Annotated in this window: 22 protein-coding genes and 1 pseudogene; 7 read left to right on the top strand and 16 right to left on the bottom strand. The window is 69.6% G+C overall.

Features of this window, described 5'->3' with window-relative positions; all coding sequences use genetic code 11:
* Positions 1–56 precede the first annotated feature (56 nt).
* From prcA to arc, 5 genes are read right to left on the bottom strand one after another with little or no spacing between them, the layout of a single operon-like run.
* Positions 57–737, bottom strand: a complete 681-nt coding sequence (gene prcA / locus R3A49_02755) for a proteasome subunit alpha (GenBank protein MEZ5169650.1) — start codon at positions 735–737, stop codon at positions 57–59.
* A complete protein-coding gene (prcB, locus tag R3A49_02750; protein MEZ5169649.1) occupies positions 734–1,570 on the bottom strand; it encodes a proteasome subunit beta in 837 nt (278 codons plus the stop codon). The genes prcA and prcB overlap by 4 nt, the downstream gene beginning before the upstream one ends.
* Before the next feature lie 25 nt (positions 1,571–1,595).
* Entirely contained in the window at positions 1,596–1,787 is a 192-nt protein-coding gene (locus R3A49_02745; GenBank protein ID MEZ5169648.1) for a ubiquitin-like protein Pup, read from the bottom strand.
* Positions 1,788–1,799: 12 nt separating this feature from the next.
* A complete protein-coding gene (gene dop / locus R3A49_02740; protein MEZ5169647.1) occupies positions 1,800–3,287 on the bottom strand; it encodes a depupylase/deamidase Dop in 1,488 nt (495 codons plus the stop codon).
* Positions 3,288–3,318: 31 nt separating this feature from the next.
* The gene (gene arc / locus R3A49_02735) at positions 3,319–5,076 is read right to left on the bottom strand and encodes a proteasome ATPase (protein ID MEZ5169646.1); all 1,758 of its coding nucleotides are present in this window, start codon (positions 5,074–5,076) and stop codon (positions 3,319–3,321) included.
* A gap of 246 nt (positions 5,077–5,322) precedes the next feature.
* Between arc and R3A49_02730 the strand changes: the two genes are divergently transcribed.
* Entirely contained in the window at positions 5,323–5,559 is a 237-nt protein-coding gene (locus R3A49_02730; GenBank protein ID MEZ5169645.1) for a ferredoxin, read from the top strand.
* 9 nt (positions 5,560–5,568) lie between these two features.
* On the opposite strand, the gene R3A49_02725 is transcribed toward R3A49_02730, so the two are convergent.
* From R3A49_02725 to R3A49_02685, 9 genes are all read right to left on the bottom strand, one after another.
* Positions 5,569–6,732, bottom strand: a complete 1,164-nt coding sequence (locus R3A49_02725) for a MarP family serine protease (GenBank protein MEZ5169644.1) — start codon at positions 6,730–6,732, stop codon at positions 5,569–5,571.
* Positions 6,729–7,583 carry a tRNA (adenine-N1)-methyltransferase gene (locus R3A49_02720; protein MEZ5169643.1) on the bottom strand — a complete coding sequence of 285 codons (855 nt, stop codon included), beginning with the start codon at positions 7,581–7,583 and terminating at the stop codon, positions 6,729–6,731. Before R3A49_02720 ends, R3A49_02725 begins: the two co-directional genes overlap by 4 nt.
* Positions 7,584–7,587: 4 nt before the next feature.
* Positions 7,588–7,770 carry a hypothetical protein gene (locus R3A49_02715; GenBank protein MEZ5169642.1) on the bottom strand — a complete coding sequence of 61 codons (183 nt, stop codon included), beginning with the start codon at positions 7,768–7,770 and terminating at the stop codon, positions 7,588–7,590.
* A gap of 34 nt (positions 7,771–7,804) precedes the next feature.
* Positions 7,805–8,029 (bottom strand): hypothetical protein, encoded by a 225-nt coding sequence (locus R3A49_02710; protein MEZ5169641.1) that lies wholly within the window; start codon positions 8,027–8,029, stop codon positions 7,805–7,807.
* Positions 8,026–8,415 carry a phage holin family protein gene (locus tag R3A49_02705; GenBank protein MEZ5169640.1) on the bottom strand — a complete coding sequence of 130 codons (390 nt, stop codon included), beginning with the start codon at positions 8,413–8,415 and terminating at the stop codon, positions 8,026–8,028. The genes R3A49_02710 and R3A49_02705 overlap by 4 nt, the downstream gene beginning before the upstream one ends.
* Positions 8,416–8,505: 90 nt before the next feature.
* Entirely contained in the window at positions 8,506–9,915 is a 1,410-nt protein-coding gene (gene dacB / locus R3A49_02700) for a D-alanyl-D-alanine carboxypeptidase/D-alanyl-D-alanine-endopeptidase (protein MEZ5169639.1), read from the bottom strand.
* Positions 9,912–12,101, bottom strand: coding sequence for an acetate--CoA ligase family protein (locus tag R3A49_02695; protein ID MEZ5169638.1), 2,190 nt, complete (start codon positions 12,099–12,101; stop codon positions 9,912–9,914). The genes dacB and R3A49_02695 overlap by 4 nt, the downstream gene beginning before the upstream one ends.
* A gap of 70 nt (positions 12,102–12,171) precedes the next feature.
* Complete coding sequence (locus tag R3A49_02690) at positions 12,172–12,621, bottom strand: hypothetical protein (protein MEZ5169637.1); 450 nt, start codon at positions 12,619–12,621, stop codon at positions 12,172–12,174.
* A 9-nt stretch (positions 12,622–12,630) separates the two neighbouring features.
* A complete protein-coding gene (locus R3A49_02685) occupies positions 12,631–13,233 on the bottom strand; it encodes a TetR/AcrR family transcriptional regulator (GenBank protein ID MEZ5169636.1) in 603 nt (200 codons plus the stop codon).
* Between the two features lie 367 nt (positions 13,234–13,600).
* Between R3A49_02685 and R3A49_02680 the strand changes: the two genes are divergently transcribed.
* The 4 genes and pseudogenes from R3A49_02680 (at position 13,601) to R3A49_02665 (ending at position 17,794) form a co-directional block, all read left to right on the top strand.
* The gene (locus tag R3A49_02680; protein MEZ5169635.1) at positions 13,601–15,739 is read left to right on the top strand and encodes a hypothetical protein; all 2,139 of its coding nucleotides are present in this window, start codon (positions 13,601–13,603) and stop codon (positions 15,737–15,739) included.
* A 127-nt stretch (positions 15,740–15,866) separates the two neighbouring features.
* Positions 15,867–16,610, top strand: a pseudogene (locus tag R3A49_02675) (hypothetical protein).
* A gap of 7 nt (positions 16,611–16,617) precedes the next feature.
* Complete coding sequence (locus tag R3A49_02670; protein MEZ5169634.1) at positions 16,618–16,953, top strand: hypothetical protein; 336 nt, start codon at positions 16,618–16,620, stop codon at positions 16,951–16,953.
* On the top strand, positions 16,880–17,794 hold the full coding sequence (locus R3A49_02665) for a transketolase C-terminal domain-containing protein (GenBank protein MEZ5169633.1): 915 nt from the start codon (positions 16,880–16,882) through the stop codon (positions 17,792–17,794). Before R3A49_02670 ends, R3A49_02665 begins: the two co-directional genes overlap by 74 nt.
* 13 nt (positions 17,795–17,807) lie before the next feature.
* On the opposite strand, the gene R3A49_02660 is transcribed toward R3A49_02665, so the two are convergent.
* Positions 17,808–18,491, bottom strand: a complete 684-nt coding sequence (locus tag R3A49_02660) for a mismatch-specific DNA-glycosylase (GenBank protein ID MEZ5169632.1) — start codon at positions 18,489–18,491, stop codon at positions 17,808–17,810.
* Between the two features lie 87 nt (positions 18,492–18,578).
* Between R3A49_02660 and zwf the strand changes: the two genes are divergently transcribed.
* Together zwf and pgl are read left to right on the top strand one after the other, a co-directional pair.
* Positions 18,579–20,063 (top strand): glucose-6-phosphate dehydrogenase, encoded by a 1,485-nt coding sequence (gene zwf, locus R3A49_02655; protein MEZ5169631.1) that lies wholly within the window; start codon positions 18,579–18,581, stop codon positions 20,061–20,063.
* A complete protein-coding gene (gene pgl, locus R3A49_02650; protein MEZ5169630.1) occupies positions 20,060–20,770 on the top strand; it encodes a 6-phosphogluconolactonase in 711 nt (236 codons plus the stop codon). The genes zwf and pgl overlap by 4 nt, the downstream gene beginning before the upstream one ends.
* Before the next feature lie 24 nt (positions 20,771–20,794).
* Here the strand turns inward: pgl and R3A49_02645 are convergent, their stop codons facing one another.
* Positions 20,795–22,423, bottom strand: coding sequence for an AMP-binding protein (locus R3A49_02645; protein ID MEZ5169629.1), 1,629 nt, complete (start codon positions 22,421–22,423; stop codon positions 20,795–20,797).
* Between the last annotated feature and the right edge of the window lie 9 nt (positions 22,424–22,432).

Below are 22,432 nucleotides of genomic sequence, written 5' to 3'. Positions count from 1 at the left end.
GGGTCGCGACGGCCCACCGCCGGGAGCGCCCCGGGAAACGGGCGCTGACCTGCGGGTCAGCCGAGGAGCGTGGTGAGCTCGTCGGAGTGCAGCCTCCGGAAGGCTCGGCCCGGCCGCGACCGGTCGAGCACTCCGACCTCGAGGGCGTCGACGCCGAGTGCGCCGTTGTCGTCGCTCCCGAGTACCTCGGCACCCAGGCGCACCGAGGCCGCCAGGTCGAGACCGTCGGCGTAGCCCTCCCCCAGCGCCTCTGCGATCTCGTCGGCACGCCCACCCAGGACGGTGAAGCCCTCCTTGTCCATGACGGTGCCGTCGTAGAGGAGGTGGAACAACTCGTCGTCGGCCGGGTCGTCGGCCACCTGGGCCACGAGGATCTCGACCTCGTAGGGCTTCATCTCGTGGGTGAAGACCTGCCCGAGGGTCTGGGCGTACGCGTTGGCGAGAGAGCGCGCGTTGACGTCGTGACGGGAGTAGGAGAAACCCTTGAGGTCGGCGTGGCGAACACCCGCGATCTTGAGCATCTGGAACTCGTTGTACTTGCCGACCCCGGCGAACGCGATGCGGTCGTAGATCTCGGAGATCTTGTAGAGCGTGCGTGACGGGTTGTCGGCGACGATCGTGATGCCGTCGGCGCCCTCCAGCGCGACGAGGCTGCGCCCACGCGCGATTCCCTTCCGGGCGTAGTCGGCCCGGTCCTTCATGACCTGCTCCGGCGAGACGTAGAACGGAGCCGTCACGTGCCCGCTCCTTCCTCACGACCCCCGATGAGGCTTGCTGCCCGCTCGGCCACGGCGTCGTCGCCCAGCGCGCTGTAGCCGTCGGCGCTGATGGTGGCGACGTTCGGGAAGATCCGCCGCACCAGGTCGGGCCCGCCCGTGGCGGCGTCCTCGTCGGCGGCGGCGAAGAGGGAACGCAAGGCGAGGTCGACGGCCTCATCGGTGCTGATCGACTCGCTCCACTGTGCCTTCACCCAGTTACGGGCGTGGACGCCGCCCGAGCCCGTGGCGTGGTAGTCGGCTTCCTCGTAGCGCCCGCCGGTGACGTCGAAGCGGAAGAGCCGTCCGCGCTGCTCGTGGAGGTCGTAGCCGGCGAAGAGCGGCACGACGGCGAGGCCCTGCATCGCGGCCGGGAGGTTGGCCCGCACCAGCTGCGACAGCCGGTTGGCTTTCCCCTCCAGCGTGAGCGGCTCACCCTCGATCTTCTCGTAGTGCTCGAGCTCGGTCTGGAAGAGGCGCACCATCTCCATCGCAGGGCCGGCCGCCCCCGCGATGGAGACACCCGAGTGGGCGTCGGCCGGGTAGACCTTCTCGATGCGGCGGTTGGCGATCGCGAAGCCCTCCGTGGCGCGCCGGTCGCCGGCCATCACGACACCGTCGACACAGCGGATGGACACGACCGTCGTGGCGTGCACCGCCTGGGGCACGTCACTCACCGTGTCGTGGAGCGACGCACCCGGCAGCGCATGTGGCGCATCGCGTCGGAGCAGCTCGGTGAAGGAGGAGCCCGGGTCGTTGCCGGCCCCCGGCATGTGGAGGGCGTCGGGCACCGGGTGGTCGAAGGGGGCGGTCATCGCGAAGAGGTGCCCGGCGGGCGTGCTACTCGCCACCCTTCTGGACGTAGGAGCGCACGAAGTCCTCGGCGTTCTCCTCGAGCACCTCGTCGATCTCGTCGAGGAGGTCGTCGAGCTCCTCCTTGAGCTCCTCACCCTGCTTGGCGGGCGCGGACGCGTCGGGGTGCTCCTCGCGCTCCCGTGGTGCGGGCTTCTGCTTGCGCTCACGCTCTGGCATGGATCGACTCCTTCACGACGCCAATCGGTCTACCAGCTCCGCCGGCGTCGTACAGGCATCAAGTATCGCACCCACGTGGTCCTCGCTCCCCCGCAAAGGCTCCATCATCGGGATTCGCCGCAACGGGTCACTCCCGACGTCGAGGATCAGGCTGTCCCAGTTGGCGGCCACAACGGCGTCGGGGAAGCGCTCGAGGCAGCGCCCGCGGAAGTAGGCCCGGGTCGTGGGCGGCGGCTCGGTCACGGCGTGGGTGACATCCGACTCGTCGAGGATCCGGACGATCTTGCCGGCCCGTACCAACTTCTCGTACAGCGACCGGTCCGCACGGACATCGTGGTACTGGAGGTCGAGCAGGGCGAGTTTCGCGTCGGACCACTCGAGACCGTCGCGGTTCATGTAGGCCTGGAGAAGGTTCTGCTTCGTGACCCAGTCGAGGGTGCCGTCGAGGCTCGCGGGGTCGCGTTCGAGGCCCTCGAGAGCGTTCTCCCACCGCGTGAGGACCTCGTCACCGTGCTCCTCGCTCCCGCAGACTGCGAGGCCTGTCTCGTCGGCGTACTTGCGGGCGAGGCGCAGGAACTCCCACTGGACGTCGAGCGCGGTCGCCGTTCCGCCCTCGGCCATCTCGACGGTGGTGGTGCACGTCGGGTCGTGCGACACCGCGTGCATGGCCGGAACCGGGTCGACGATCGCGAGGTCCTTGTCGATGAAGTCGTCCTCGATCATCGCCAGAACGATCGCGGTGGTGCCGATCTTGAGGAACGTGGAGACCTCGCAGAGGTTGGCGTCACCCACGATCACGTGGAGTCGACGGAACTGCTGCGGGTCGGCGTGAGGCTCGTCGCGGGTGTTGACGATGGGCCGTTTCAGGGTCGTCTCGAGGCCCACCTCCTCCTCGAAGAAGTCGGCCCGCTGGGAGATCTGGAAGTCGACGTCGTCGGTGCCGTTCTCCGATCCGATCTTTCCGGCGCCCGTGAAGACCTGACGCGTCACGAACCAGGGGATCATGTGGTGCACGAGCGTCGCGAACGGGAGGTTGCGGTCGACCAGGTAGTTCTCGTGGGCACCGTACGAGTTGCCCTTGCCGTCGGAGTTGTTCTTGTAGACGACGATCTCCTCGCCCTCCCCCACGAGTCGGGCCGAGGCACGCATCGAGGCCCGGAGGATGCGCTCGCCGGCCTTGTCCCACAGCGTGGCCTCGCGGGCGTCGAGGCACTCGGGAGACGAGAACTCGGGATGCGCGTGGTCGACGTAGTAGCGGGCGCCGTTCGTGAGGACCGTGTTGACGAGATGGGTCTCGACATCGGGCGCCGCCGAGCCCTCGCGGCTGAACCCGCGCGCGTCGCGCCCGGGTGTCTCGTCGTCGAAGTCCCAGCCGATGCGCCGGTGCTCGACGTAGGCGTTGATCAGCAGCGACGAGGCCAGAACCGGGTTCGGGTCGGTCGCGCCGCGCAGAACGACGCCGTACTCCGTTTCGGTTCCGCAGACCTTGGGGACGGCCACCGCGTCAGACTAACCCCGGCCCACAACAGGCTCAGAGGTACTGGCCGGTGGTGACACCTTCGATCTGGCGTCCGCCGTGGGCGTCGTCGTCGCCCTCCGCGATGAGCGTGCGCACGTAGACGATGCGCTCACCCTTCTGGCCCGAGATCTTCGCCCAGTCGTCGGGGTTGGTCGTGTTGGGCAGGTCCTCGTGCTCGCGGAACTCCTGCTGGATGGACTCCACGAGGTCGGAGGCCACGATCCCGTGCTCCCCACCCGCGATGGCGCGCTTGATGGCGAGCTTCTTGGAGCGGCGCACGACATTCTCGATCATGGCCCCGGAGGCGAAGTCCTTGAAGTAGAGGATCTCCTTGTCGCCACCCTGGTAGGTGACCTCGAGGAAGCGGTTCTCGTCGCCCACGCTGTACATCACGTCGACGGCGGTGTCGATCATGGACTCGACGGCCTCCGGACGACCCGACGAGGCGGCGATCTCGCTGTCGGCGACCGGGACGCCGGCTCCGAGGTAGCGGGCGAACACGGCTCGTGCACCGGCCACGTCGGGGCGCTCGATCTTGATCTTCACGTCGAGGCGCCCGGGACGCAGGATGGCCGGGTCGATGAGGTCCTCGCGGTTGGAGGCACCGATCACGATCACGTTCTTCAACGCCTCGACACCGTCGATCTCCGACAGGAGCTGCGGGACGATCGTCGACTCGATGTCGGAGGAGATCCCGCTGCCGCGCGTGCGGAAGAGGGAGTCCATCTCGTCGAAGAACACGATGACCGGCACGCCCTCCTCCGATTTTTCGCGGGCCCGCTGGAAGATCAGGCGGATCTGGCGCTCGGTCTCCCCGACGTACTTGTTGAGTAGCTCGGGCCCCTTGATGTTGAGGAAGTAGGAGCGGGTGTTCTCCTCACCCGTCTTCTCCGCGACGCGCTGGGCCAGGGAGTTGGCCACGGCCTTGGCGATGAGCGTCTTGCCGCAACCCGGCGGCCCGTAGAGCAGGATGCCCTTGGGGGGCTGGAGGTCGTGCTCGTGGAAGAGCTCCGCGTGGAGGTAGGGAAGCTCCACGGCGTCGCGGATCTGTTCGATCTGGTCGTCGAGGCCGCCGACGTCGGCGTAGGAGACGTCGGGCACCTCCTCGAGGATCAGCTCCTCCACCTCGGGGCGCGGCAGGCGCTCGAGGACCAGCGCGGAGCGCGGGTCGAGGAGCAGATGGTCGCCGGCGCGTAGCGGGCCGTCGAGGACCTCCGGGGCGAACTCGACGACACGTTCCTCGTCGGCGCGTCCGATCACGATGCCGCGCCGGTCGTCGTGCAGCAGCTCCTTCAAGGTGACGACCTCACCCGACTTTTCGAGACCGCGCGCCAGCACGACGTTGAGCGACTCGTTGAGAACCACCTCCTGGCCGCGGTCGAGATCGGCGAGAGGGATCTCGGGGTGCACCGCCACCCGCATCTTGCGGCCCGACGTGAAGATGTCGGCGGTGCCGTCGTCGTTGCCCGACAGGAACGTGCCGTAGGCGCTCGGGGGCATCGTGAGCTTCTCGACCTCCTCCCGCAGCGCGCCGATGTGCTCCCGTGCCTCGCGCAGGGTCGCCGACAGCTTCTCGTTGTGCGAGAGTGCCTGGGCGAGTTGCCCCTTGGTCTCGAGCAGGCGCTCCTCGAGGGTGCGAACCCGCTTGGGGGCGTCCTGGAGGCGGCGGCGCAGGAGGACGACCTCCTCCTCGAGCGTCTTGACCTGCTGTTGCAGGTCGCCGACCTGACGCTCGTACTCGACCAGCCGTCGTTCGTGTTCCGTGGCCACGACCACCTCCGGTGCGCTCGCGGCGACCCTACCCCCGCCCCGGTGCACATCGGCGTCATATCCGTCACCCTCCCCATCGGCGGGGATCCTGCCCTCATTCATTTCCGCGGTCCTCATGTGGTAAATTCAGGGGCACAGACGGACCACCCGTGGCCGTCCCCGCTTCGACAGGGGGTCTCCCCCTTGTGGAAGCCTGTCGATTCGCCGAGGCACACCGGCTCGGCCAGGAGAGCGAGGAACACACACATGAAGGTCTGGATCGACCAGGACCTCTGCACCGGCGACGGGCTGTGCGAGGAGATCGCCCCCGACGTCTTCACGCTGCTCGACGACGGGCTCGCCTACGTCAAGGAGGGCGACAAGGTCTTCAGCGACCCGGGCGGGGCCGAGGGCCTCGCTACGGTTCCCGCCGGCATGGAGGAGGCCACCATCGAGTCGGCCGAGGAGTGCCCCGGCGAGTGCATCTTCATCGAGGTCGACTGAGGCTCACCCTCAGGGCACCACGCACTCCCCGGTGTCCACCCTGTCGGGCGCGATGTCGTCGCGCACCGCATCGACCTCCGCGTTCGTGAGGGCGTACGCCACCTCGTCGTCCGTCGGGTCGACAGCGAACGCCACACCCACGACAGCCCCCGAGCCGTCCACGAGTGGCCCACCGGAGTCGCCCGGTTCCAGCGCCGCCGCCAGGACGTAGACCGACCGCTCCGTGTCGTCGGCCTCGTAGATGTCGGTGCCGAGCGCCTGTATCTCGTCGGCGATCCGGGCGGGCGCTGCTCGCAGGTCCCGGCCACCGGGATGCCCGAACACCGCTCCCACCGAGCCCACCTCACCGTCGGCGAGGGTGAGCGCGGCCAGTTCGAGGCCGCGGACCCGGACGACCGCCAGGTCGCGGTCGGGATCGAAGAGGGCCACGTCGCCGGTCAGGCGGCGCCCGTCACCCGTGAGGATCTCGGTGCGGCTCTCCCCGGCCACCACGTGCGCGTTGGTCACGACGAGATCGTCGCCCACGGCGAATCCGGTCCCCTCCTGGATCTGCCGGCACGCCTGGCCGACGATCTTGACGGTCGATGCGGACACGGCGTCCTCGACGTCGGGCGGGAGTGCCAACTCCGGGATCTCGCCCGCGTCGGGTGGATCTCCGGCGTCGCCGAACACCTGCGGGAACACCGATTCCCCCGAGAGGTCCGACAGTGCCGTGAGGGAGTCAGGTGAGTCGGGTGCGTAGCGCGCCAGGGCGTCGAGCACGGCGCTGTCGCGTGCGGCTCCCGCCGTGCGGCCGGGAGCGCCGAGGAGGGCGGGCGCCAGGAGCCAGAGCAGCACGGCGAGTCCGGCGGCCCCCGCCAGCGCCCCGGCGAACTGGTCGAAGCGTCGTGCGGCACCCTGCGGGCGGGGACGGGGCACGACCCGGGCCAGCAGCGCCCCGAGTGCCTGGCCGCCCACGCCGAGGCCGAGGGCGAACATCGTGCCGGCCAGGAGCCGGATCTCGGGAGTGGAACCGTCGAACAGGTCGATCACGGAGTCGAGGAACGCGACGCCGACGAGGACGCCGAGGATCAGGCCGGCCCACGACAGCGACCGTGCGGTGAACCCGACCCGCCAGCCGCCGTAGACCGACACGGCCAGGACCGCCAGGATGACGACGTCGAGACCGTTCACGCGTCCGACAGCGTGCCACCGTCGGCGTCGGCGGTGCCGTCGCCCCCGCCCTGGTTCACCGGTGCCGCGTCGTCGCCGTCGCCGAGCAGCCGTGCGTGGGTGAGGAACCCCGTGTGGGCCACCATGCGGTGGTCGGGGCGCACCGACGCCCCCTCGACGTGCCAGTGGCGTTGCAGCACCTCGACGGTGTCGGCCATGCCGAAGGCCGAGGAGGCGAGCTCCTCTCGAAGTCGGGTGACCTGACCGATCGTCGGCAGGTAGCTGAGAAGGATCCCGCCCGGCCGGAGGGCTGCCCGGGCGTGGTCGACGACACGCCACGGCTCGGGCAGGTCGAGCAGCACACGGTCGAGTGCTTCCACCGCGATGCCGTCGTAGCAGTCGCGCACCTCGACGGTGAGCGGCACGTCGTCGCCGAGGAACCCGGCCACGTTGCGTTGCGCCCGCTCGGCGAAGTCCGGGCGGATCTCGTACCCGGTGACGTGGCCGGCCGGGCCGACCGCCCTGAGGAGTGCCGCCGTGAGCGCACCGGAGCCCATGCCCGACTCGAAGACCCGCGCACCGGGGAACACGTCGGCGAGCACCAGGATCGGCCCGAGATCCTTGGGGTAGATGACCTGCGCACCGCGGGGCATCTCGAGCACGTAGTCGGACAGGGTGGGGCGCACAACGGTGTAGCGCAGTCCCTGGGCCGTGGCGACACGCACACCCTCGGGCCGCCCGATCACGTCGTCGTGCGCGAGGGTCCCGGCGTGGGAGTGGAGCGTGGCGCCCTTCTCGAGCGTGACGAGGCGCCGTCGCCGTTTCGTGTCGACGAGCAGCACCCGGTCGCCCGCGGCGAACGGTCCGGGCACGCGCTCAGCGCTCGGGGGCGCGGGTGATGATCTCGAGCGACTCCCCGGGCTCGAGCACGGCCCGGCTCACCACGACGGGCTTCGGACGCACCAGCCAGCGCAGGACCCGCACACCGGACGCCACGACGCCGAGGTACAGCCAGGGCCTCGAGCCCCCCGCCCCACGGCGCAGGCCCGTGGTGGCCACCCAGGTGAGGCCCCGGACCGGCAGGGGCGTCTTGTCAGATCCGCCGGATCTCGACGACCGTTTGGCGCTTCTTGCCACGTCGCCTCCCGAGTGCGAAAGCCACCACCACGAGGGTACCGACCGCGGCGACGGCGGCCACGGCGATCATGGACTGGGCGGACTCGACACGCTCGTCGGTGCTCCCCTGGAGCTCACCGAACTTCGCCTTGATGTCGTCGGGCGTGATCTTCTTGCTGTCCGTGTCGTCAGGCGGGCTCATGTGGCGTCCTTGGTCCCCGTCGCGTCGTTGGCCTTCTTCTTTTTCTGCTTCTTGTCGGTGGCGCTCCATGTCAGTGCCGCCCCGAGGAGCAGCACGACCGTGACGATGGCGTACGGCGCCCACGACCAGTTGCCGGTGAAGGTCGTGCCGGTCTCGCCCTGGAGCGCCCGTAGCCCCGCCATGGTCAGGAAGACCACACCCAGCCCCAGCAGGAGCGACCCCACCACGCCGAAGGCGACGTAGGTGCGGATGGCCTTGAGCGGCTCGAGCGTCTCCTGGCGCAGGTACGCCAGGATGAGGTCCCACAGCTCCCGGGCCACCTGCGCGGGGGGCTTCTCACGCCGGGGGGCGAGCTGCTGGAGCCCGCTGCGTTCGGTGTCCGGCACTGGTGGTCCCATCGGTCGGTGTGCGCCCGGCGTCGGTCGGCAGACCGTCGAGTCTTGCCGCACGACCGCCGGGGTGCAAGGACCGTACCCTCACGGCCCCACGGGCGACGGAGCGGGAACGAGCTCCCCGGATCCCGGCACGTCGGGATAGGCGGCGATGGCGCCCGCCACCTCGGACTGGAGCCGGAACGCGCCGGCCTCGTCGAAGTCGCCGTTGCCGAGGAACGCGAACGTGAGAGGTCGGCCCTGCTCGGTGTCGACGACACCGGCGAGGGCCGTGACGCCGTCGAGGTAGCCGGTCTTTGCACGCAGTCGCCCGTCGAGGGGTGTTCCGTCGAAGCGCAGCGCAAGTGTCCCCGTCTCGCCTGCCACCGCGAGGCCATCGCGTACCGCTGCGGTCGACTCGCGGGGCGCCAGGGCGTCGAGGAGGGCGGCGCACGCAACCCGGTTCTCCCGGCTGAGGCCTGAACCGTCGGACAGAGAGCGCCGCGGGTCGATGCCGAGCTCGTCGAGTGCTCCGGCCGAAACCTCCAGCCCACCCGCGGTCGTGCCCTCCCCCGTGCCCGACTCCGTGTCGAGCTCACGGGTCAGCACCTCGGCGCTCTGGTTGTCGCTGGATCGGACCATCCCGGCGACGAGGTCACCGAGCGGGGCCGAGTCGACGGAGGCGAGCGGCTCGGCGTCGTCGGGTGCGGCGTCGGTGCCGGTCGTGTCCTCGACGGTGACACCACGGTCCTCGAGCAGCCGGGCGAGCTCGTCGGCGGCGTAGGCGGCCGGGTCGGGTGCGCCGACGTTGGGTGTGCCCCACTCGACGTAGCCGTCGTTGACGGTCAGCGCCGACAGCGGGCCGATCACGCCCTGGTCGGGGTAGCTGGGATCCCAGCCCTCCACGGTGCGGGCCGTGTCCTGTCGGGTGTCGTCCCCGTGGAGCGTGCCGATGCTGCGTACGCCTGCCGCCACCACGCCGTCGGCGAGCTCCTCGAGAGACGTCGTGGGGTCGAAGATCTTCGAGGGGTCCTCCGCCAGGTGGGCACGGTACTCGGCGGTGGCGAGAACGGGGTCTCCCCCGCCGACGAGCCACGCCTGATCGACGACACCGGCACCGTCAGGGGCTCCCACGGCCTCGACAGTCGTCGTGAACCGGTGGTCGGCGCCGAAGGTGGCCAGGAGGCCCGCGCCCGTGAGGAGCTTGGTGGCCGACGCCGGGATGAGCTCCTTGTCGTCGCCCAGGGAGGCGCGCCGGGTCCGCTCGTCGTCCACGAGGACACACGCGTCGACGTCGGACACGGCGAGGCCGAGCCCGTAGGCGAGGCGCCGGGCGCCGATGTCCTCGCGCACGGGCTCGGGCGCGCGACGTGCCGACCACAGGGGCGTGGCGAGGAGAGGGTCTCCGACGGCATCCGACGTCTCGCGCGGCTGGAACGCCCACACACCGAGCCCCGCCGCCGCCCCGAGAAGGGCGACCACCAGCAGCCACCGGAGCCAGTGCCTCTCGTTCATCGTCGGGCCCGGTCGGCGGCGTAGCGGTGGAGGTGCTCCAGGGCGCGCACGGCACGCTCGGCGGAGTGGTGAAGGTACGCGCCCACGTCGCGGGCCGCCACGACCGCGGTGTTGTCGGGTGCGGCCACGGCCAGCTCCGTGGCGGCGAGGACGGGTTTGCCCGAGCGGGCCGCGGCCTCGACCGTCGCGTTGACGAAGCGCACGTCCTGGCGCTCGTGGTACTCCACGATCCGCTCGAGGCCCTCGCCGGGCCAGAACCGTCCGCTCCGCATGGCGGCGGCCTGGTTCGACTGGATGCCCACACCCAGCAGGACGACGGCGTCGACGTCGGGATCGTCGACGAGGAGGTCGAGGACCTCGGGAATCGTGTCGCGGGTCTCACCCCCGGCGAGGTCGACAGGGTTGTTGCGGCTCCACCGGGGCGGGAGCTTCTCGTCGAGGGCGGCCACGAGGCGCTCCGGGAGGGCCACGAGATCCAGTCTGCTGCGGGTGATGGCGTCGGCGGCGGCCACGCCCCATCCTCCCGCGGTGGTGAGTACCACCGTCCGCGGGCCTGCGGGAAGTGGTTGTGTGGCAAAGGTGGCAGCAGCGTCGAAGCCCTCCTGCACCGAGTGCACGCGCGTTGCGCCGGCCGCCCGACAGATCCCGTCGAAGATCGCGTCGTCACCGGCCAGCGAGCCGGTGTGGGAGGCGGCGGCGCGCCGTCCCCCCTCGGTGGCGCCACCCTTGAGGACGACGACGGGCTTCTCGGAGGCCGCTGTGCGCAGGTGCTCCGTGAAGCTCGGTCCGTCGGCGACGCCCTCGAGGTAGAGGAGGCTCACGGACGTCTCGGGGTCGGCGGTGAAGTAGTCGAGGTAGTCGGTGATGCCGACCATCGAGGCGTTGCCCGCCGACACGGCCCGGGAGATCCCGACGCCGCTGTGGCGCGCCAGGTTCCCGAAGGCCGACACGAAGTTCCCCGATTGGCTGGCCACGGCGACGTGGCCCCGCGGTGGGTAGGGGGCGACGATCTGGGCGCAGAGCCCGACGGGCGTCGACACCAGACCCTGCCCGTTCGGCCCGGCGATGAGCATTCCCGTGTCGGCCGCCACTGCTGCCAGTTCGGCCTCCAGCTCTGTGCCGTCGTCCCCGGCCTCCGAATAGCCCCCCGAGGCGACGAACGCAGCGCGTGCACCGCGAACGGCGCAGGCGCGCAGCAGTTCGGCGTTGGCGGCGGGCGGTGTGCACGCCACCACCAGGTCGACGCTCCCGTCGGGGATCTCGGCCGGGTCCCGCAGCGCGTCGAGGCCGAGAACCGTGCCGCCTCTGGCGTTGAGCGCCAGGACCTCGCCCTCGTAGTCGTGGGTGAGGATGTTGTGCAGCGCCACGAAGCCGAACTTGCCGGGGTGTGACGACGCACCCGCCACCACGACACCGCGTGGCTCGAACAGCGGGGAGAACCGCTCCCTCACGTCGGCGACATCTGAGGTCCTGCTCCGGGCAGGTGGGCCCGCAGTAGACGCGTCCGGATCGGCCCCGTCGGGGGAGGTCGCCTCGACCTCGACGAGGGCATCGAGCGCCACGAGGCCGCCGGTGGTGACGGCCAGCGGGTTCACGTCGACCGATACCAGGCCCGGAACCGTGTCGAACAGCTCCGAGATGTGGACGAGCACCTCGGTGAGCTCGCCGCGGTCGACGGGTTCCTCACCCCGGAACGCACCGAGGAGGGCGTCCTGGTCGACGTCGTCGATCATGGCGAGTGCCCCGGTCGTCGACAGCGGAGCGGGTCGGACGACCGACGCCGCCGCGACCTCCGCGAGGATCCCGCCGACCCCGAGCAGCACGGCCGGGCCGAGCAGGTCGTCCCTCACGGCGCCGACGATCAGCTCACGGGTGAACGGAACCATCGGCGCCACGAGCACCTGCGCCGGGCCGTCCTCGGATGTCGCCGAGGCGAGGAGGTCCGCGCTCGCGGCCGTCACGGCCTCGGCGTCGGGCAGACCGAGACGGACGAGGCCCCGCTCGGTCTTGTGGGCCAGGCCGTCAGCGCACAACTTGGCCACGACCGGGAAGCCGAGCCCGGCGGCCGCCTGTGCAGCCTCCGCCGGCGTGTCGACGAGGTACTCGGGGACCACGGGCACGCCGACCTCGGCCAGGAGCTGTTTCGAGGCGTGCTCCGAGAGGAGTCGTCGCTCCACGATCGTCACGCCCTGCGCTCCCCTGCTCCCGTCTGCCCGCCCGTCCCACGCCCGGTGGGGCGGCCAGCCTACGTGGCGGTCAGCGCTCAGCGGCTGCCGTGCTCGACGCTCCTTCGCGCAGTCGGTCCCACCCGTACTGCCAGATGGCACGGAACTCGCGCTCGACAACAGCGAGCACGTCGGCGTCGTCGGCGAAGGCGGTCACGTCGATCTCCTCGAAGCCGGTGATCCGCGTGCCACTCTCGACCGGCTCGAGGTGGACAGCCCCCCGCCCGGCGAACGTCCCGCGCAAATCCCACGCCGCGTGCTCGTTCTGGCGCGACGTCGTGATTCGGGCCTCGAGGTCGGGCCGCTCGCCCGGCAACGGAACGGCGAACCATCCTTCTCCGAGTTCGCGGACGTCACCGAAGGCTCCGTAGAGCCGCGGCCACTCCTCAGGAGACCGAAGATAGCCGTAGACCTCCTCGACCGGCACGGGAACCGTTTCGTCGAAGTCGACTCGCATCATCGTCGTGGTGTCAGTCGGCATGGTCTCTCCCTACTCGCCGGCACTTGTTCCGGATTCGTCCGCCCGCAGCGCCCGCCACGCGGCTTCGGCGAAGGCCAGCACGGTGTCGACCGTGTCGTCGCCGGGGCTCATACGACGCGAGAGCGTGGCGGTGGAGTGCATGTAGCTCGGGCCGAAGATCACCGCTGCGAACACCGCGGGATCCAGGCGGCGGAGCTCCCCCGCTTCCATGTGCGGTTCCGCCCAGCGGGCGAGTTCGTCGACGAGCGCGTCGTTGGCGGGACGCCAGCGCTCGGCCGAACCCGAGATCTCGGCCACGTTGCCGGAGGTCATGAGGAAACGGGCACCGTGGGTGTTGCGTGCCACCCACTCGTGGTGGGCGCCTACGAGACCGCGGACACCTGCTTCCGCCGATGTGACCGACTCCGTCACATTGATCAACGTCTGCTGGTAGCTCTCGAGCACGTCGGCGTACACGGCAGCGGCGACGCCGGCCTTGTTCGCGAAGTGGTGGTACAGCGAACCCACGCTGATCCCCGCCGCGTCGCACAGCATCGCCACCGACGTGGCCTCGTAGCCGTGCTCGCTGAACACATGGAGCGACCGTTCGACGACACGGGAACGAAGCGGCACCGTCGCAGCTCGCGGCTTCGAGCCAACAGTCATCGATCCGCCTCCCTCTCCCCATCCCGGACGCTAGAATACTATTCTAGAATAGTATTCGCGTTTCAGACTGAGATGAAAGCCGATACCTGGCTCCGGAGACGAAGGCCCGAGTTTGGGGCGGGTCCGGCGGAAACGTCACGAAGCGTTGTGAACAGCAGCGAACCGTGGTCAGACGGTCCCGCGGGACCGTTCCCTGACGACTCGAGCGCCAACGACCACTCGGCAGCCGCACTCGATGACCGAATCTCACGCTTCGTGCACGCGTGAGAGGGGATCGGTAGGATCGACGTGTTCCTGCTAGTGCGGGGTGGTTCTGCAAGCTGATAGGGGTCGAATGAACAAGCGGGGCCGGAGCCGGGCCACGAGGCACACGCTCTGCGGTTTCGTTCTCGTGCTTCTGGTGGCCGGTGCCTGCACCAACGGCGGCAATGGCACGAGCGGCAACGACGAACCCCTCGAGAGTGGGCCGACCACTAACGAGGCAAGCCTCGATACAACAGCTGTCGAGGCCACCGAGGACGACACGCCCGATGTTTCGGGGCCGGTCGAGGTCGCGGGCCTGTCGGGCGTCACATCGGTGTCCGCCGGCAGGAGCCACTCCTGCGCATTGCTCGGCGACGGGTCCGTTTCCTGTTGGGGCCGGAACGGTTCGGGCCAACTCGGCGACGGCACGGGAGTCGACAGCTCCGTACCCGTTCCCGTTTCAGGGCTTTCTGGCGCGTCGGCCGTTGCGAGCTTTGACGACTACTCGTGTGCGCTGCTCAACAATGGGACGGTCTCGTGCTGGGGCGACGGCGGCAGGCCGCAATCGTCCGACGTGCCCATCAAGGTCGCGGGGATCACAAACGCCACGGCAATCGCGGCGGGCGGGGGCTCGTCGTGTGCACTACTCGCCGACGGGACAGTCTCCTGTTGGGGAGCCATCGTCGTCGGCGATGGACTAGTAGGCGACCGAACCGAGGTGCCAATACAGGTTCACGGCATCGCCGACGCAACGGCGATCTCGAACCAATGCGCGGTGCTCGGCGACGCGACTGTCTCCTGCTGGCCGCGGGTCGGGGGCGAGAACGATTCCGAACCCGTCTCGTTCGAGGGCATCAACGACGCCGTGGCGATGTCGGACGGAAACTGCGTAATCCTCGGGGACGGGACTGTCGTCTGCCTCGAGTCCATGCCGGAGTTCGGCAATCTGCAAAGCAATCTGCAAAGCGTGGTGGAGAGCCTTGACGGCGTCACGGCGATCTCCAGTGCCTGGGGCGACGGTGGGAACCAGACCTGCGGACTGCTCGCGGACGGGACTGTCTCCTGCTGGAAAGGCGAAAACCGGTCAGACGCCGGCGCTTTGGGCCTTCTATCCCCGGGTTTTCCCATCACCCACGTGTTCTCGGAACCAATTGCGGTCGACGGCATCACCGACGCCACTGCCGTCGCGACGGGACCGGCACACGCCTGCGCGCTGCGCAAAGCTGGCACAGTTTCCTGCTGGGGAGAGGTCGAGATGCTCGGCGACGGAACGTGGGAGCCGGACCGGCCGGCCGGCCCGGAACAAGTGGAGCAGATCATCGACGCCACTGCTGTTTCAGTCGGCGACAAGCATGCGTGTGTCCTTCTGGCAGACGGGACCGTTTCCTGCTGGGGAGACAACTCGGATGGCCAATTGGGCAACGACGCCGTCGGAGACTTCGAGCGTATACCTGTGCCGGTCGAAGGCATCACCGACGCAACGGCAATCGCCTCAGGGACGAACGACACCTGCGCACTCCTCGCAGACGGCACCGTCTCCTGCTGGGGAATGATTGTCTTAGGGAACGTGACCGGAATCCAGCCCACACCCGTTTCCGTCAACGGCGCCCCCGATACCGACATTCCCGGCGCCAGGGCGACCTCGGAGTCGTGCGCCGTTGTAAAGAACGGGGCCGTGGGTTGCTGGTCGTGGACGGAGTACCCAGGTGTCGCGGTCAACCTCGTCGCCGGTGCAACGGCGATCTCCTCAGGGGCGGGCGGCAACTGCGCACTCCTCGCAGACGGCACCGTCTCCTGCTGGATTCAAGGCGACCTTGGATATAGGACGCCGGCGCGAGTTCCGGGCGTTGCTAATGCAACGGCGGTTTCCGGCGGCCCAGACCGTGCGTGCGCGATTCTCGCCGATGGGACTGTGTCCTGCTGGGACGGCGAAGACAGCAGCGCAGGTTTCGACTGGAAGGTTCGACCCGCGCCGGCAATATCGAACGCGGTGTCGATCGCGGTGGGCGCGGCGTCTTGCGCAACCCTCGCCGACGGGACCGTCTCCTGTTGGGGAGCAAACGAAGGTGGCCAGCTCGGTGACGGCACGTTCGCGCCCCGGTTAACACCCGCGACGGTACGGGGGCTGCCCGACGCTGTGGCCGTCTCGACCGGCGGTGGCTACAGCTGCGCTCTGCTGGCCGACGGGACCGTCTCGTGTTGGGGCGAGATGACGCCCCGACCTGGCTGAGATCGGCCGTTCTCCCGTCGGTCGGGCCTAGTCTGAGCGCTTCGGGTTGGAGCAGACCAGAAGGGGCCGACGGGTGAGCACTCAGGAGATCGAACAGCGGGGCGTCGACGTCATTCGCGGGTTGTCGATGGACGCCGTGCAGAAGGCGAACTCCGGGCACCCCGGCACGCCGATGGCGCTCGCTCCCCTGGCACACGTGTTGTGGACGCGTCATGAACTACGGCGCGTCGGATCCCGACTGGGTCGACCGCGACCGCTTCGTGCTGTCGTGCGGCCAGCGTCGATGCTCCTCTACTCGGTATGCACCTCACCGGCTACGGCGTGAGGCCTCCACGACATCGAGGAATTCCGCCAGTGAGGCTCCATCACGCCGGGTCACCCCGAGATGCACGACACCCCCGGTGTCGAGGTCACGACCGGTCCCCTGGGTCAGGGTTTCGCCATGTCGGTCGGCATGGCGATGGCCGAGCGGCGCCTGCGCGCGCAGTTCGGCTCGACCGTGTGCGACCACCACGTCTTCGTGATGGCCTCCGACGGCGACTTCATGGAGGGGGTGAGCCACGAGGCAGCGTCGCTCGCCGGCCATCTCGACCTCGGCAAGCTCGTGGTCGTCTACGACGACAACCACATCACCATCGACGGGCCCACCGAGCTGGCCTACACCGACAACGTCCCCGAGCGCTTCGCCGCCTACGGCTGGGACGTCGTGGAGCTCGGCGAAGTGGCGAACGACCTCGATGCCCTCGAAGCCGGCGTGCGGCGCGGCATGGACAACGAGCACCACCCGAGCCTCATCGTGTTGCGCAGCCACATCGGCTACCCCTCGCCCGAGTTCACCGACACGGCGGCCGCACGGCAGTCCCCTCGGTGAGGACGAGGTGAAGCGCGTCAAGGAGATCCTCGGCCTGCCGCCCGACGAGCACTTCTACGTGCCCGACGACGTCGCCGAGATGTACCGCGCCGCGGGTTCCGCGGCGTGGGCGAGCGCAGCGGCACGCCACGCGTACGTGAGTGGCGTGAGAGCGACGCCGATCGCGCGGCGAAGTACGGCGCTGCCTCGCCGCCACCGGTCTCCCGGGCTGGGAGAAGAACCTCCCCGAGTGGAAGCCCGGCGAAGGGCCGATCGCCACGCGCGCGGCAATGGCCGACACCCTCAGCGCCGTGGCCGACGACATCCCTCCGATGCTCTCGGGCGCCGCCGACCTCCTCGGTAACACCGGCACCAAGATCGCCGACGCGTCGGCGATCACGCGTGAGGAGTTCACCGGGCGTCTCGTGCACTACGGAATCCGCGAGTTCGGCATGGCCGCCGCCATGAACGGCATGGCTGCCTCGGGCGGGGTGCTCCCCTTCGGCGGCACCTTCTTCATCTTCAGCGACTACATGCGCGGCGCCGTGCGCCTCGCCGCCCTCCAGGGCACGAAGGTGGGCTTCATCTGGTCGCACGACTCGATCGGTCTCGGCGAGGACGGCCCCACCCACCAGCCGGTCGAGCAGCTCGCCTCGCTGCGGGCGATGCCCGGCCTCACCCTGATCCGCCCGGCCGACGCCAACGAGGCGGCTCAGGCGCTGAAGGTCCACGTCGAGGGTGACGGGCCCACCGGGCTCGTGCTGACACGCCAGAAGCTGCCGATCCTCGAGAACAGCGCGCAGCGCTCGGTCGACGGCGTGCCGCGGGGCGCCTACACGATCGTCGACGAGGACGCCGACGCCCCCCACGTGATCCTCGTGGGCACAGGCTCGGAGGTGTCGCTGTGTGTGGAGGCCCGCGAGCTGCTCACGGCCAAGGGGCACACCGTACGGGTCGTGTCGATGCCGTCGTGGGAGCTCTTTGCCGACCAGAGCCCCGAGTACCGCGACTCGGTCCTGCCTCCGGGTGTGCCGACCGTCGCCGTCGAGGCCGGATCGACCTTCGGGTGGGAGCGCTACGCCGACGACGTCATCGGCATCGACCGCTTCGGCGCCTCCGCGCCGGGCGCCACCGTCATGAAGGAGTACGGCTTCACACCCGAGAACGTGGCCCGGCGCGCCGAGGACCTCCTGGGCGCCGTCTGAGGGCGGATCTCCCCTACCGGCCCTGCGCCCCGAGTTTCGCCGCCGCGCGCAGGTGGTCGGCGCAGTCGTCGACCGTCGTGTGCGCGTTGAGGCCGCTCGTGGAGCCCATGACGTAGACCGGCCGTCCCCCGAGGTCGGAGGGCTGGACCCCGGCGGTGGCGTGGCGATCGACGGCTGCGCGCCAGCCGGCGAGGCCGACGAAGCACACCGCTCCGGGTTGCAGCCAGGCTGTGAGGCGCTCGACGCGGGCGAGGCCGTCGCGGTACTCGTCGGCGCTCAACTCCTCCGCCTTCGCCGTCGCCCGCTTCACGAGGTCCGTCATGCCCACACTCCGGTCGAGTGCGGCGAGAGGATCACGATCGTCGGTGACCAGGCCCGACGCCAGCGCCGCGGGCCAGAAGCGGTTGCCCGGTCGGGCGAACCCGACTCCGGCGTCGGCTGCGTAGAGGCTGGGGTTGAGGCCGCACACGAGCAGGGACATGCCGGGACCGACGGTGTCGGGGAGGCTGCGCACCCGTGTCGCCGTGGCCGGCTCGTCGGTGTCGGCCCCGGCGGGCTCGAAGCCTGCACCGACGAGCAGATCGGTGAGGGACGGCACGCCGCCGGGATTCTCCCTGGCCGATTCGGCCTCGACGACGGCGACGTCGCCGGGTCGCGTGTCGTGGTGGATCTCCGCCAGCCGGCGTGGCCACGTCACGGCGAGACCCTCGAGGCGGACACGAACTGGTTCCGAGGAATCGGTTCGCCTCCCGGCCGCGCTCATGCGCCCCTATCATCGCCCACGATGAGCGACGAACGCACCGCCCCCAACGCCGCACTCGTCGTCATCGGCGCCACCGGAGACCTGGCGAACCGCAAGCTCTACCCCGCGCTCGGCGCGCTGGCCGCCGAGGGACGCCTCCCCGAGCGTCTCGCGGTCATCGGCTCGGCCCGCACCGTGATGGGCGACGACGACTTCGAGCAGCGTGTGCGGGAGGCCGTCGAGACAACGAGCGACGGCTACGGCTGGGAGGAGCTCGCCAAGTGCGCCACGTTCCGCTACGTCGCCGGAGGCATCGGCGACCGGGAGGCCCTGGCCGAGCTGTCGTCGGTCCTCGAGGCGTGCGCCGACGAGGGAGTCACCGACGGCAACCACATCTACTACCTGGCCACCGTCCCCCAGCTCTTCGAGCCGGCCATCACGGGACTGGGCGAGGTGGGGCTCCTCGACGAGAAGGAGGGCTTCCGCCGGATCGTGATCGAGAAGCCGTTCGGCCACGACCTGGTGAGCGCCCGCGAGCTCAACGAGGTCGTGCTCTCCCAGGTCGCCGAGCACCAGGTGTACCGGATCGACCACTACCTCGCCAAGGACACCGTGCAGAACATCCTGGCGCTGCGCTTCGCCAACGCCATCTTCGAGCCGTTGTGGAACCGGCGCTACGTCGACAACATGCAGATCACCGTCGCCGAGCCGCTCGGTGTCGGCCACCGCGGCACCTTCTACGAGCAGTCAGGGGCGTTGCGCGACATCCTCCAGAACCACGTGCTCCAGGTGTTGGCCCTCACCGCGATGGAATCCCCGGCGGCCTTCAGCGCCGGCTCCATCCGCGACGAGAAGGTCAAGCTCCTCCGTTCGATCCGCCCCCTCGACATCCACGACCTCGCCCACACGGTCGTGCGCGGGCAGTACTCCGCCGGCGTGATCGACGGCGAGCCCGTTCCCGGCTACCGCGAGGAGGAGGGAGTCGCCGACGACTCGACGGTCGAGACCTATCTCGCCGTACGCCTCGAGATCGACAACTGGCGCTGGGCGGGTGTCCCGGTGTTCCTCCGCACCGGCAAGCGGCTCCCGAAACGCGTCACGGAGGTGGCGCTCCAGTTCAAGGAGGTTCCGCACCTGGCGCTGCCCGGTGAGGTGGAGTCACTCGAGCCCAACAGCATGGTGCTGCGTATCCAGCCCGACGAGGGGATCTGCCTGTTCTTCGGCGCCAAGGTCCCGGGCTCGGCCTTCGACGTCCGAACCGTGTCCATGGACTTCAACTACAACGACACGTTCGCCGAGCGCTCCGGCGACGCTTACGAGCGACTGCTGCTCGACGTCATGGTCGGTGACGCCACCCTGTTCATCCGGGCCGACGAGATCGACCAGTCCTGGCAGGTCGTCCAGCCGCTCATCGACGGCTTCCCCCTCGGTGAGGTCCCCATCCGCTTCTACGAGGCGGGTACGTGGGGGCCCGAGAGCGCGGACGAGCTCCTCGCATCCGAAGGCGACCACTGGAGGGAACCGTGAGCGACACAGCCGGTAGCGACAACCCGCCGAGCACGGTCAGCTACGAAGTCGTCGACGACGTTCCGGCTGCCTTCGCCGCACACGTCGCCGACGTGGCCCCGTCGTCCATCGCCTTCTCCGGTGGCAGCACGGCCCGCGACGCCTACAGCGCACTGGCGGCCCAGAGCTCCCTCGACTGGAGTCATATCGACGTCTACTGGGGCGACGAGCGCTTCGTGCCCGTGACGGACCCCGACTCCAACGAGGGCATGACCCGCGAGATGCTCCTCGACGGTGTCTCGCCCCGCAACGTGTTCTCGATGCGCGGTGACGCCCGCACCCCCGAGGAGGCGGCAGCCGCCTACGACACGATCGTGCGTGACGCGGAGGGCGTCGAGCTCACCCACCTCGGCCTGGGTCCCGACGGCCACACGTGCTCCCTGTTCCCGAACACGGCGGCCCTGGACGTGACCGACCGCTGGGTGACGACGAACGCCGACGACGAGCACCCCCACCCCCGACTCACCTTCACCTACCCGGCGGTGGCGGCGTCGTCGCAGGTCGTCTTCACCGTCGTCGGAGAGGAGAAGCGCGCCGCCTACGACGGCGTCCGGCGCCACGACCACTCCCTGCCGGCCGCCCGGATCCGCGCACCGCACATCCTCTGGCTCACCGATCCCGCCGCCGCCGGATCCTGGGAGTCGGGCGCCGAGATCCTGCGGGACTGACCTCGACCACTCGGGTCGTGGAGGTCATCCCTCGGTACGGACGCCGTCGGCATCGGGGGAGAACTCCGCGGAGAGGATCTTCTCCAACGGTTTCTCCGATGCGGTCTTGGGGATCTCGTCGACGTGCTGGAGGTAGGTGGGCACGAAGTTCGCCTCGAGCTCCGATCGGCAGGTGGCGAAGACCGAGTCGGGATCGAGAGATGCTCCCGGTGCCGGCACGACGGCCGCCACGATGTCGCTCTCACCGGGTGCGCCCGACGCCGCCGGTACGCCGTAGACGAACACGTCGCCCACCGCCGGGTGCTCGGCGATCACCTTCTCCACGAACCCTGCGTTCACGAACTCGCCGTTGCGGCGGATCCCGCCACCGGCGCGGAAGTCGAAGAACAACCAACCATCGGCGTCGCGGTGACCCATGTCGCCGCTGCGGTTCCAACCCGAACGGATCTTGGCCCGCGACGCCTCGGGATCGCCGTGGTAGTCGATCGTCGCCTCACCTCCCTCCGGTCGGCTGCAGATCTCGCCGATCACGCCGGGCGGGCACTCGGCGCCCTCCTCGTCGAGGATCTTCATCTCGACGCCGTCGATGGGCTTACCGAAAGAACCGATCGGGCCCTCCCCGATCGGCTTGTAGGCCACACCGCCACCGTCCATGGCACCGTAGAACTCGAGGTTCCGTACGCCGAAGCGATCCTCGAACGCCTCCCACAGTCCGGCGGGCATTCCGCCGCTGACCACCATCCGCACCGGGTTGTCGGCGTCGTCGGGCCGGGGAGGCTCGCTGTAGATCGCGGTGGCGATACCACCCAGGAGGGAGAACGTCGTACAACCGTGGGCACGACACACGTCCCACAGCTTCGATCGGGTGAAGCGGCGACTGAACACGGCTCGGAGACCCATGTGGAGCGCGGGGGCGAGCGTCACCGACTGGGCGTTGCCGTGGGTGAGCGACAGCCCTGTGTAGGGACGGTCGTCGGGCCCGTAGTCGAAGAGGTGTCCGAGCAGTGCGGCGCCACAGAACCGGAAGTTCGATCCCACGATCCCCTTCGGGTCTCCGGTGGTGCCGGAGGTGAACATGATCTGCAGCGGTGCCTCGGGACCGGGTGTGCGCACGTCGAGCGTGACGCCCTCACGCTCGAGGAACTCCCCCATCGGCCGCACCTCCGGGAATGACGCCACCTCGAGGGTGTCGCGCGTCTCGAAACCCGTGTCGAGGGCGAGCACCCAGCCCAGGTCGGGAAGCCGGTCCCGAACCCTGTCGATCTCGCTCAGGCAGTCGTCGGAGGTGACGAGACCCCTGCAGCCGGCGGTGGCGAGCATGTAGGCGAGCTTGTCCCCGCGTGTCCGTGGGTCGATGGGAACGAACACCGTGCCGGTGATCGACGCTGCGACCATCGTCTCGACGAACTCGGGATGGTTGCGCATCATGATCGCGAACCGGTCGCCGGGCTCCATGCCGAGCTCGACGAGCCCCGCGGCGATGCGGTGGGCGTTTTCGGCGAGATCTGCGTAGGTCCGCACCTCGTCGGAGGTGGCTCCCCCGTCGAGTGAGAGGTGCTCGAAGGTGAGCACGTCGAGATCGGGTTGTTCCTCGGCGCGCAGCGCGATGAGGTCCGCGAGCACCATCTCGTCGCGATCGGGGTCCGGGCTCATCGGCCTCTG

Source organism: Acidimicrobiia bacterium, assembly GCA_041394025.1.
GTDB lineage: Bacteria > Actinomycetota > Acidimicrobiia > IMCC26256 > JAOSJL01 > JAOSJL01.
This window is presented reverse-complemented; position numbering and strand designations above follow the sequence as displayed.